The following is a 12,596-nucleotide window of genomic DNA, read 5'->3' as shown; positions in this document are numbered from 1 at the left end:
CCGTTTTAGTTAAAAATTTCGGCGAGTTTGGTATTCAGGAATTCATCGCGCAAGGTATTGCCGATGATTTTACCATCTTTATCAAGCAAGAAGCTTTGCGGTACAGCCCTAACGCCATATAAACGGCCAACGGCATTGTTCCAGCCTTTAAGGTCAGACACATGGATCCACGGCAAGCCATCTTTAGCGATAGCATCAACCCATTTTTCCTTTACATTATCAAGTGAAACTGAAATGATCTCGAAGCCTTTATCCTTATAAAGCTCGTATTGCTTTTTCAGGTTAGGATTACCTGCACGGCAGGGTGCGCACCAGCTTGCCCAAAACTCAACCAAAACATATTTGCCTTTTAAATCGCTCAGCGAAACCGGCTTTCCGTTTACATCATTTTGGGTAAACATTGGTGCAGCTTTACCGATTGCGGTGATACCGGCAGCCTGTATGCGCTGCTCAAGCTCTTTACCCACATCGGTTCCGCGCAACGTTGCGTTAAGTGCTTTAAATACCGGGCCAACTTTATCTGCATCAACCTTAACACCTGCCGACTCAGACAAGCCTACCAAACCAAAATATGAGTTGGGGTTGTTTTTGGCGAAGAGAAATTGTTTTTCATTTCTATCGGCAATGTTTTTGCGATAACGTGCATCAATAGCTTTTACAAAAGCGGTATCTTTTTGCTGCTCAGGAGTAGCACGTGAAAATTCGGCGTTAACGGCTTTGGTTAAATCCATAATGGTACCGCCTATCTGCTTGTTATATGCCTGAAACTCGTCGTAAACTTTTGAGCCCGTAACTTTAGCATTCACCAGTGAATCGGCCGAGGTATATACCATATTCTCTTTACCGAAATAGATATAAACCACATCTGCATTTGGGGCATAAATAGCGTGTTGTTTGCCCTGCCCGGTATGGTCAAACGCCATGCGGCTGGTAGTTATACCTGATACATTGCCTGTAAATTTAAATGTACCATTGGTAACCACGCATGAATCTTCATGACTGCTGCCGTTATCCATATAATCGATATAGGCTTTGGCAGGTTTATCCAGTTTACCTATGTGTCCGGTAATGCTGAAGTTAGCTTTCTGAGCCGAAGCCATGAGCGGCAACAAGGCAGCCAGAATTGATAATTTTAATTTCATTTTATGTTGTGAGAGTTTAAAAAATGTTATTTGTATTTCAATTTAGGGAACTCCTTGCGGGCCGCGTTGTACTGTGCTTCCCATTCGTCTGTCCAGCCGAAGGCTTGTTTGGCCTGTTCTTTAAGGTTTACACCTGCGGCCCCGCTCCAGAAATGGACAAACTCACCCCAATTGATATCGCGTGTATATTCGCGCCCCTGTTGGTTTTTCTGTTGAGAAAAGTTGGCCGCCAGTAAGGCAAAATATTTATTGAGCACCTTTGCTTTGCCATAGTTGCTGTAAATAGGATAAAACCAGTTTTTAAACCAAAGACTTTTTGGCCGGGGGAAATCATCATACTGGGTTTGCATTTGCTGGTATATTTTTTCAGCCTCATCTTCGCGACCGATATGCAGCATCACATCGTAATTGAAGATCTCCATGAACTTACTGTCGCCCCAAAGCGCATCTGATGGTGAGCCTTTTACTCCATGACTTGCTCCGCTTACTATATGCCCCATTTCATGGATTGGCATCGCGAGCTGTTCGCCGGTTGGCTTTTGCCAGGTACCTAAACCACAGTCGATGGTGTTGCGGTAGTCATGACTATCATCAAAATAAGTAGCAGGATGACCGCCGCCATAAATGCCCTGGTGAAAAACAGTGTATAGCCTTGTTGAATCGCCGAAACGGCCGTAAGTACTTTTAACATATGCCCAGGCGGCCGACATGGTTTTGTACGGCCAGGTAACCGACTTATCCATGCCTTTATCATAGTAAACAGCCACATTTTTATCCTGGTAAACCAATGATAATGCCTGGTCATGCTCAAACCAATGCTCATGCCAGGTTGATGATGGCAGCCCCTGTTTGTAATTTGCTTTTAACTCATCAATTGTTAAACATTTACCATAAAAAAAGGAAAATGATGCAATGATGATCCCCCCTACAAGGAGTTTAGCCGTTGTACTCTTTTTCATTATGATGTAATATCAGTTAACGTATGCAGAACCGGGAACGGCACCCCTACTCTTAAATGAGCGCCGCCCGGCCTGCAAAAATTTTGTTCTATATTCAAGTTCGATGTAATGCGTACCTGCATTAAAAAGGACTATTAATCTTTGTATTTAATATCCGGAAAATCTATCCGGGCCTGGTTAAACTCCTCTTCCCATTCATCGCTCCAGCCAAAAGCGATAGTTGCCTGAAACTTGAGGTTTACCCCTGCTGCTCCACTCCAGAAATGGATCCATTCGCCCCAGTTGAGATCGCGGTTAGACGGAACATATTTGGCATACAACTGGAAATATTTACTAAGCACCGGCCCTTTGCCATAATTATTCCAAACGGGGTAAAACCAACCTGCAAACCAATTTGACTCCGGGTTCGGAAAGACCTCGCGCAGGTCCTTGAGCTGGTAGTAAAGCCGGGAAGCTTCGTCCTGCCTACCGATGTTCATGAGTACATCGTAAATGAAAATCTCAGCAAATTTGCTGTCGTGCCAGATGTTTTGATCTTCATGTGCGTGTCCCCATGAAGCATTAGCTACAATATGTCCCATTTCATGAATAGGGATAGCGATCTGCGTACCTGTTGGATATGTCCAGTTATCCAGCCCGTCGTCGATAGTATTGTGATAATCGTGTGTCGAATCGCGCCAGGATGCGGGGTGGCCGCCGCCTAATTCGCCGGTGGTATCAACCGTTGAATGGAAAATGCAATACAGACGTGGATCTTTGCCAAAGTCGCCATAGTTTTTCTTAACATAAGCCCAGGAGTCAGACATGGCCTTAAAGGTCCACGTAACCGACGGATCCATGTTGGCATCATAGTAAATGGCTACATTATCATCATAATAAACGCGTTTCAACAACTGGTGATGCAAGCCCCAATGCTCCTGCCATGTTTTGGCCGGCGCACCCGGCGGATCAACCTCTTCCTTAACTGTATCCTTTGTTTTTTTGCATGACGCAATGGTTAATACGGCCATGAGCAAGCCTATTAAGAATGTTGTTATCCTTATCAATTTCATGTCGATTTTAATAAATGGTTAATTTTTAGACACTTCATCAACCGGCGCGCCCGGGATGCCTGTAACTGTTCTTTTTATGGTTCCGTTAACGCCAACACTTATATCAAGGAACATCAAAGCTCCATCAACCCCAACAATGAGTTTATTATCATTATCATCCAGCTTGAGCATGGTTACTTTTTTGCCGCCAAAATTGGCGTCAAGCGTCCGCAGGTCCTGGTTAATAGGGTTGTAGCGATAGATTTTATCATTTGATGTAAAGTAAAACACATCCAGGTATGAGCGCTGCCATTTGGTATCGGCGTTTACTAATGCTGCACCTTTAAAAATGCGCTTATCATCGGCGCTGATAATGCGGGTGTTTGAATAATCGTCCATATCAACATTGAACGAAAATTCATAGATCTGTCCATCGTTACTTTTCATGAAAGCATAGTTGCGGCCCGATACTGGTTTCATGAACAGCAAATCTTTCATACCCAATTTTTGCGGGTTAAATGCAGTCCCGGTTACGGTATAAAGTGTATCCAGATAAGCACCTGATGGACTGAAAGACACAAAAGCCGACCGCTTTTTATCGTATCCAAAAAAGAAATTATTGGTATTTGAAAAGTAGGGCGACAATTCATAATTCCCGGCAACCGGATTGGCAAACTTACCCCAGTCTTCGGCAAAAGGAGCGGTTGATGTTACACTCAGATATAATTTATCATTAATAACACCCGATACCCAGCCTTTTGTTGCTTCAAATGCCTCTGGTTTTATTGTTGCCGGCGGAGAAAAGAACTGACCGGGAAAATCCCTTTTCTTTAGCATAGTACTGCCGTCAATAATAACGCTACTCTTATTGGCATCTGCACAAATTACCCAGTAGTCTTGTACGGTGCCGGGCTGATAAAATACAGGCCTCGCAAACAGCTGCAAAGGGGTTTCGGGTAAATTTTCATGGTGAAGAGCAAAATATAGGTCGGGCAGTACGCCAATGGTATCTGCCTTAACAAATGATAGTTTTGTTATGCCGTCCTGCACACTTAAAACCGCTAAACCTTTTGAAAACTGCGTTTTGCCCGATATTTTAAAATCGTAAAAGTATTTCATGCTGTTACGTTTATCGGTAACGGTAAGCTTTGCCGCACGCACACCGGGGGCAAGGCTGTACACCACTTTCAGGGGATAACCTGTGTAATGAATATCACGGGCTTCTTCCTGGATGCTTATCCGCCAGTCAAAATCCAGGTCTTTAGTCGGGTCCGCATCTTTAAAACTGATGTATGGTTGTAGTACAAGGGTATCGCCAATGGTGGCATCAACCGTAGCGTCCTGCAGGTTAACAACAATGGGCTCGGTAGGCGGCGAATATTTATAGTTACCCAAATCCTTTTTGCATGAGCAAAAGGCAAGGATAAGAAGAACACAAATAGTTATAGGATTAAATTTCATGATACGCTGGTTTTATCAATTATTCCATTGTTACTTTTGCCCCTGTTTCGCTGTCAATAAAATAGGATTTATCTACCTCGGGGAAATATTTGTACAGGAACCGTTTGGTTGGCGAATTGATATAGTAAAACTCGTAATCCCTGGTGCCTGCTTTTGGTGTTATAACGTAGCCCTTTTCAGGGTGCTCCTGAACCCAGCCAATAGGATCTCTTAAAAAAGTTCGGGTGTTTTCTATGTAGTACAGGCAACGCGGAATCTGGAAATTAGGATCGCCATAGGTTTTATAGTCAATCAGATCGCGTGTGCCCGAAGTAATTAAAAACAACTGGTGCTTTGTACGGCCGTATTCCTTCACCTCATCAAGCCACGAATTCCACCAGAAAGGTTTTTCAAGCCGGTTTGAGAACAAAATGGTTTTGGTACGCAAACTATCGGGCATATTATTGGTAAAATCACCGGTACCCGAAACACGGATAGTTAATATCACAGAGTTGTTCTCAAGCGCAGCATCCGTATTTTTAAGAATAACTGGAACCTTTACCACGCCCGAATCGGCAGGCATAGTATAAGTTGGTTTCAGTGCTTCGTAATGCAGCGGGCTGGTTGCTGTGGTAGCAGTATCAACCAGGCTAATTGAAAAACTCCTGGCCTGATGGCTCCGTTTACCCGAAATTATTACCGGGATCCAAACCGTATCCTGTACAAGGGTAGGATCGTAAGCAAAAGAATAGGTAAGCGTATCCTTTTTAGGGTAATTGAAATAAATATTATCGGTTGAATTGTAGAAAAACTTTGCATCTTTCTTACATCCAAATAAAATGGTGCCCGCAAGCAGTATAAAAAGTATTTGCTTTTTCATCGTCATCATTATTATTAGTTATTTCTGAAAGCCTCCTCATCTGGCGGCAGCGGGAACACAAATATTTTATCGGTAGCCGGATAGCTAATTCCCGAAGTTGCTTTAACAGGTACGTTAAGCCTTTTATACATGTAAAAGATCTGACTTTCGCCATAAAACTCTTTCCGGGCTTCTTTCAGCAGCAAATCAATAAAATCGGCTTTGGCCGGAATCTCGGTTAAATCGTTCCCTATGCCACGGCTTCGCCTTACGGTGTTATAGTAATTCATTGCTTTAAGCGGATCGGTATCAAAGCTGGCCTCGGCGGCTATGTAGTACATTTCGCTAAGCCTTAATGCCGGTGCAACCAACGGATGCAAGTTTTTTACAGGGGCTGTGTTGGTGAGATATTTTTGCAGCAAAGCTCGTTCAATACTGCTTGACCCAATTTTAGTTTTGAAAAACCATTGCCTGTATCGCCAATCGTCGGCGCCATCCGCACCTGATTCATAGATATCATCTATCTGTGTGCTGGTTGGCGAAAAAAGAGGCGCATCGCCGGCAAAGGCAGCCAACAGGTAGTTTTTAATATCCTTGTTATCATTAATATACCAGCAGCTAATAAGTTCCTTGTAAAAAATACGATCTTTTTTAGTGTTATCGCTTTGGTTAAAATCGGTACCGTTTGTTGCCGGGAAACGTTTTGAATTAATCACCTCATTGGCCATGGCCAAACTATTAACCATGTCGTTTTTATACAGGTATGCCCTTGCAAGCTCGCCGCAAGCTGTAAAATAGTTCATGCGCTGGCGGCGGTTTTGCATAAATAATTCAGGATCAGAAACTTCAGGGTTACCGTCATCGCCAGGATACCCAACGGTATAATTTGAAACGATGGGATCTGAAGAGCGGAACAATGTTCTTGCGGTTTTCAAATCGGTAATAACACTGTCAAGCGCCTGGCTCACCGTCGAGAACTTAGTGCTTTTGATAGTGACCGATGTTACATAAGGGATACCGCTTGCATTAGGCTTGCTTTTGTATGATGGCGCAAACATCCTGAGCATATCAAAATGCAGGTAAGCCCTTAGCGCCAGTGCCTCGCCTTTTATCAGCTCATAATTGTGCCCGGTAAACAGGTTTTTCTTTTTCTCGATATTATTTAAAATGTAGTTGCAATTGGCAATGGCGCGGTAACCTGAATTCCAGATGTCTGTATTGCGGTTAATAAGATCAACATAAGTATAGTTGAAGCTGGCGATATTGGAATAACCAACATCAGTAAAATCATAGTTTTGAGCCATAATATCCAGGTAGCCGAACGTAAGACTTTCGCCATATAGTGACGGACCTGCGCACAGGGTGTACACACCATTAAGAGCCTCTTTAAAACCCTGCTCGTTTTCAAACAGCTGATCCTGCTCAATTTGCGAGGTAGGCTTTACATCCAGAAACTTTTTACATGATGTAAAGGCCATCAGCACGGTTAGTATATATAAATATTTCTTCATTGCTGTATTTGTTAAAATGTAGCCTGTAATGAACATGTTAAACTGCGGGCAAACGGATAATCGATACCCCGCTCCACTCCCGCACTTGCCGAACGGAAAATATCATTGGCCGTAAACGCGATTCTGAGCAGTTGCAGCCCGAGTTTTTTAGCCACTATGCGGTTCACATCGTATGATAAATAAACCGACTTAAGCTCAACCAGGTTATCCTTTTGTACAAAGCGCGATGTGGCGTAAGTAGTACCCAAATCGGCTATATTTTTGTAAAAGGAGATATCGCCAGGCTTTTTCCAGCGCTCTTCAAGGGCACGGCTGTCAACGTTAAACCGCGGATCGGCATTCTCTACCCTATCAACTAAAGTTTGGTTATACAACTGGCCACCAAACTGGTAGTGAAAATTAAAACTTAACAAAAACTGCTTGTAGGTAACATTGCCGCCAAAGTAACCTTCGGCCTTTGGTGTTATATCGCCCACGGGCTGGGTATCTTTTACATCGTAAACGTAAGTGAGCGTGCCATCCCTTTTAACGTAGATCTCCTTTCCTGTTTCCGGGTCAATCCCCATTGACTTTACGGCCCAGATAGTGTTTAATGATAAACCTTCCCGGTACCTGAGCAAAGGTGTACCCTGCAGGTTATTTTTGGTGTTGGCCTGCATGGTATCAACCATGTTGTTGTATGACTTTAAGGCATTGGAAATTTTAACAATGGTGTTTTTATTATGCGCCAGGTTGGCAGTAAGGTTAACATTAATATCCTTTGCCCGGTAAGCATTTACTGTTACAGCAAGCTCATAACCCTTATTGGTCATATCGCCCAGGTTGGCTTTGTAAGTTGTAAAACCGGTTGATGGGGCTATGTTAATATCATTAACCAGGCCATGTGTAAGCTTATAATAGTAATGCGGAATAAGGGTAACCTTGTCATTAAACAAACCCAGATCAAGCCCTACATCATAGTTATCGGTTTTTTGCCATTTCAAGCTTTCGTTACCATAATTATTTACGGTAGCACCTATGCCTGTTGAGTACCAATTGGCACTTTGATAACTATAGGTAGTTTTTGACAGGTACGCCGGAAAATCTACCGAACCAACCATACCTGCGGTTACGGTTAATTTCATCCTGTTAATAACCGGTGAAAGGTTTTTCATAAAATTCTCGCGGTGGATGTTCCAGCCCAAACCGCCCGAATAAAACGGCGCATACCTGCTATTTGAACCAAAAGCCGATGAACCATCAAGGCGGAATGTAGCATCAACCAGGTACCTGTTTTTGTATGAATAGTTGGTTGAGAAAAGCGTACCCACCAGCCTTGTCAGTGTAATATCCCCATTGGGGTGGCCGTCGGGCTCATAGCTGCGGGCAAAGCCTACATTGGTAAACTTATCATTTGAAAAGCCCCTTGCTACAAATGATTTAGCGTCGTTTCTGTCTGATGTGATATTGGCGCCTAAAACCGCGTTAATGGCATGATCGCCCATTATTTTGTTGTAGCTAAGCCTGGCGTTACCATCAATATTGAGCATATTATTGCTGCCATAGGTGTAACTGCCACGGTTTTGAATTTCGCTGGCAGGGGTTAAATAAAATACGTTGCTATATGGCGAAATAAATTGATCGGCAGTAGCTTTATTATCAATCAGGCTAACCAGGCCTAAAAATCGTAAAGACGGCGTAATCCTCCAATCGATTGAAAGATTATCCAAAACCTCAAGGTAAGCGTTCTTATCAAAATTACCCAGGCTGGCTTCATAAAGCGGGTTTAACACAGGTACGTTCTTAAACTGATCCTGCCCTTCGCCATGGGTGTCAACACGCCAGTTGGCAATTTCCCTGATCAGGTTACCGCTTGCATCGCGGATGGGATAATAAGGGTTCATGCGTACATAGGTGCTAAAATCGCCATATTTAGAGTTAGCAGCGTTAACCTGCGTAACCGTAAGCTCATTCTTAAAAAGCAAATTGCGCGTAGGGTTATAGTTAAACACCATACCACCACTGTACCGGGTACGACCCGAACCTTTCATTACACCCGGAGTGTTCTGATAACGCAGATCAATACCATACCTGAATGTTGTATCGCCACCCTCGGCATATAAAGTATGTTTATGGCCAAAGGTGTTTTGCAGGGGCTGCGACAGCCAATAGGTATTTACGCCGCTTACCACATTTTTAAGCCTGCTATAATACATTTCATCAAGCTGGTCTTGCGTATAGGCCGCCGAATTTCCTGTAACATATAAACCCGCCAGCTTTTCATATTCCAGCTTTTGCGATGCGTTAAGTACGTGATAATCGGTTAAATCGGGTGCGGTAACGGTTAGTTCATAGTTATAGGTAAGCTGTAATTTACCGGGCTTGGGCACTTTAGTGGTTATCACAATAACACCGTTTGCAGCGCGTGAGCCATAAACTGCCGTAGCTGCAGCATCTTTTAAAATGGTGATACTGGCTATACGATTGATATCAAGGTCGGTTACTTTTTGCAGGGTTGCCTCAAAGCCGTCCAATATAAAAGCAGGTAAATTGTACGAGCTTGAAAGATTGTTGCGGTCAAGCACACCGCCGTTTAATGATGGTAGCGTGGTTGATCCCCTAACGTTAATTTTGGGCAACGCGTTAGGGTCCGAGCCTAAAAGATTATTTTGATCTATCCTGAAAGAGGGATCAAACGATGCTAAACTCTGAATTATATTATTAGGGTTAACGCGTTTAAGATCATCCCCTTTTATAGTGATGGCGCTACCCGTATAATTATCTCTTTTGATAACCTGGTAGCCGGTTACCACCACATCATTGATATTATTCATTTTTTGCCCAAGCTTTATTAGCATTGGTTTACCTGCAACTGCCTTAATTTCCTTTGTGTTGTAGCCGATATAGGTAAATACCAGCATATCACCTTCATCAACAGTTACTTTAAACTCGCCGTTGCCGTTAGTTTGCCCTAAAAAGGTTTTAGTTTTTTTAAGAGTGATGCTTACCCCCGGCAGGGTTGTTTTATTGTTTGCAGAGTCGATAACTGTGCCGCTTATTTCTATCTTTTTTGCAGCTTCTGCCGGCCCCTCCTCGGGCACCTTATTCCTGATCACGATCGTTTTATTTACTATGGTATAGGTGAGTTCATAGTTTTTGAGCAGGATACCAAGAGCATCGGTTAAAGGCACATTCTTAAGCTCAACATTTTGAGTTTTGCCACCCGTATTTATTTTTTCGCTGTAAAAAAACAAATACCCGGTTTGCAGCTTTATATCCCTGAAAAGAACTTCAAGCGTGGCGTTCTTACGCGATATGGTTACCGTTTGCGAATAACTCGCAGCAGATAAGTGCAATGCGCCAATAAGCAGCAGGATAGTGGTGAGTTTCAATACTAATAAGAATTTGCACTTTACCCCCCGCATTGCGCATACGGCGTTGTAAAGAAAAGTTAATTTCATATTTTTGAATAAGATTGGGTTAATAAAATGCAGCCCAGGGCTTCGACATCTTGTGCTGCCTGACCTATTTTAAACCGGAAGCGGTGAGAGGCTTCCGGTTAATTTTTGGTCTGTTAATAGGAGATATGGCTGAGATTTATCGTAGTTGTTTATCCATCAAGCATTGTTTTAGTGATTAGCATTTAGTTTTGTTCAGTTGTTAGTATAAAGTTTAAGGTTAAATATTATTTACTATACGATACGGTCACTGTTTTACCCTCCACCCTAAATTTCATGTTGTTAAGTTCCAGGATCTTGAAAACATCGGCCAGGTTGCTGCTTCTTGAAATTTCGCCGAAGAATTTTTCAGTCGGCATATCACCCTCATAAACCACATCAATATCATACCAGCGGCTTACCTGGCGCATTACCTCACGGATATCCTCATCTGCAAATGAGAACACACCGTTTTTCCAGGCCACTTCCGCATCAAGATTTACTTGTTGCTTGCTGATAACACCATTACCCTGACGGTTTATTACAGCCTGCTCGCCGGGAACAATAAGCGTTGAGTTGGTTTCTGATATTACCTTCACCGAACCTTCCAGCAGGGTTGTTTTAACAACTGCTTCATCCGCATAAGCATTGATATTAAAATGCGTACCTAATACTTCAATAGTTTGCAATGCTGATTTTACCCTGAAAGGCATCGCTTTATTTTTAGTAACTTCAAAGTACCCTTCACCATTAAGTGTTACCACCCGCTCTGCTCCCTTAAAAACTGTTGGATAGCTTATTGATGATGACGCGTTGAGCCATACGTTGGTACCATCGGGCAGGATCACTTTATATTGCCCCCCTTTTGGTGTGGCCACTGTATTTTGAACAGCCTGATCCTGTCCTGTCGCGTCGGCCTGGTAAACTATCTGCCCATCGGCAGTTTTGGTAATTTTTACGCCAGCCTGTTTGGCTATCTGCCCCTTAGCGGCATCATCAAGCAATATGGTGGTACCGTTAGCCAAAGTAAGCGTAGCCTTGTTTGTTCCGGGCACTATTCCTTTATAGGCATTTGCCGCGAAATTATTGGCCGTATGATTACCACGAATCAAAAAGTAAGCGCCAACCGAAATAAACAACATAATTGATGCCGCCACAGCGTACCTGATCCAGCCAGATCTTGAAGACATGGTAACCGGCTTTTTTTCGAATTGCGCTATCCGCTCGTCAACGTTAGCTTTAATGGCATGTTTCAGATATAGATAGTCGGCCTCATTCTCGTCGGTAATCAGATCATCATTTAAATCAAACAGGTTATAATACGACTCCAGGAATTTAATTTCTTCCTGGGTAGCCTCGCCAAGCCTGTATTTTGTTAGTATTTGTATGAAATATTGTTTGTTCGCCTCGTCCATTTACATCCTTTATATATACATGAGTCGGCAAAATGAAAATAGCCCATGTTAATTGAAAATATTTTTAATGTTTTATTTAAAAATAGCACATATTACCAATCAAACTGATAAAATTGAACCAACAAAGCTGCATTATTAATAAAAAAACGACACCGACTTTAGAGAAAAAACGTTTTATCAGCCCTTTTGATAAAAATAAAGCAATACATGAAATAAAAAAAGTGACTTCCGGAGTGTGGCAAGGGCCTTTCCCATCTGGTTACGGACAGTTTTTGGTGAGATCTGCAGCTGATCTGCAATTTGCTGGCTTGAGAGGCCTTCATTAAAGCGCAAATTGAATATAATACGCTGCTGGGGTGGTAAAGTATCTATGAGCTCGTTAAAAGCTTTTAAAAATTCGTCATGAAGCATATTGGCATCGGCACGACCAAGAGGGCTTTCAATTTCCTGCACGGTATCCGGCAATGCCGCATAGCGCGATTCCTTCTCCATGTATTTGAAAACGCCGTTACGGGCGGCAACCAACAAATAAGCCGACAGGTTTTCAATAGGCGATTTTGACCCGCGCATCCATAATTGCACAAATACATCCTGGGCAATATCCTGCGCGCGCTCAATATCATTAACCCGTTTGTATGCCGTGTTATAAACCTGTTTCCAATATTTGTTATACAACGCGTCAAAGGCAGGTTTGTAGCCTTCGCTGATAAGTTTCAGAAGTTCAGCATCGTCGGCTGATAAGTCAAGGGGGGCCATGTGTTATTTCAATTTCCTATAGCAATCAGGTTAATTACACAAACATCATGGTGGTTCAATGCTTCTT

General features: G+C 42.8%; 9 protein-coding genes. All 9 read right to left on the bottom strand.

Going from position 1 to position 12,596, the window contains the following annotated elements; genetic code table 11:
• Window positions 1–5: 5 nt before the first annotated feature.
• Complete coding sequence (locus EAH55_RS10490) at window positions 6–1,142, bottom strand: TlpA disulfide reductase family protein (protein ID WP_121809578.1); 1,137 nt, start codon at window positions 1,140–1,142, stop codon at window positions 6–8.
• A 26-nt stretch (window positions 1,143–1,168) separates the two neighbouring features.
• Window positions 1,169–2,101, bottom strand: coding sequence for a hypothetical protein (locus EAH55_RS10485; RefSeq protein ID WP_121809577.1), 933 nt, complete (start codon window positions 2,099–2,101; stop codon window positions 1,169–1,171).
• 134 nt (window positions 2,102–2,235) lie between these two features.
• Window positions 2,236–3,153 carry a zinc-binding metallopeptidase family protein gene (locus tag EAH55_RS10480; RefSeq protein ID WP_112573903.1) on the bottom strand — a complete coding sequence of 306 codons (918 nt, stop codon included), beginning with the start codon at window positions 3,151–3,153 and terminating at the stop codon, window positions 2,236–2,238.
• A gap of 18 nt (window positions 3,154–3,171) precedes the next feature.
• Complete coding sequence (locus EAH55_RS10475; protein ID WP_121809576.1) at window positions 3,172–4,593, bottom strand: PKD-like family lipoprotein; 1,422 nt, start codon at window positions 4,591–4,593, stop codon at window positions 3,172–3,174.
• A gap of 19 nt (window positions 4,594–4,612) precedes the next feature.
• Window positions 4,613–5,452, bottom strand: coding sequence for a DUF4843 domain-containing protein (locus EAH55_RS10470; RefSeq protein ID WP_162996820.1), 840 nt, complete (start codon window positions 5,450–5,452; stop codon window positions 4,613–4,615).
• 14 nt (window positions 5,453–5,466) lie between these two features.
• On the bottom strand, window positions 5,467–6,942 hold the full coding sequence (locus EAH55_RS10465; protein ID WP_121810037.1) for a RagB/SusD family nutrient uptake outer membrane protein: 1,476 nt from the start codon (window positions 6,940–6,942) through the stop codon (window positions 5,467–5,469).
• Between the two features lie 11 nt (window positions 6,943–6,953).
• Window positions 6,954–10,382 carry a SusC/RagA family TonB-linked outer membrane protein gene (locus EAH55_RS10460; RefSeq protein WP_121809574.1) on the bottom strand — a complete coding sequence of 1,143 codons (3,429 nt, stop codon included), beginning with the start codon at window positions 10,380–10,382 and terminating at the stop codon, window positions 6,954–6,956.
• Window positions 10,383–10,606: 224 nt separating this feature from the next.
• Window positions 10,607–11,773: a FecR family protein gene (locus EAH55_RS10455; protein WP_121809573.1), complete on the bottom strand. Its 1,167-nt coding sequence runs from the start codon at window positions 11,771–11,773 to the stop codon at window positions 10,607–10,609.
• Between the two features lie 177 nt (window positions 11,774–11,950).
• Window positions 11,951–12,529: an RNA polymerase sigma factor gene (locus EAH55_RS10450; RefSeq protein WP_121809572.1), complete on the bottom strand. Its 579-nt coding sequence runs from the start codon at window positions 12,527–12,529 to the stop codon at window positions 11,951–11,953.
• Between the last annotated feature and the right edge of the window lie 67 nt (window positions 12,530–12,596).

It is taken from the genome of Mucilaginibacter kameinonensis (assembly GCF_003675385.1).
Taxonomy (GTDB): domain Bacteria; phylum Bacteroidota; class Bacteroidia; order Sphingobacteriales; family Sphingobacteriaceae; genus Mucilaginibacter; species Mucilaginibacter kameinonensis.
The sequence above is the reverse complement of the archived record's forward strand: the minus strand, read 5'-3'. Positions and strand labels throughout refer to the sequence as shown.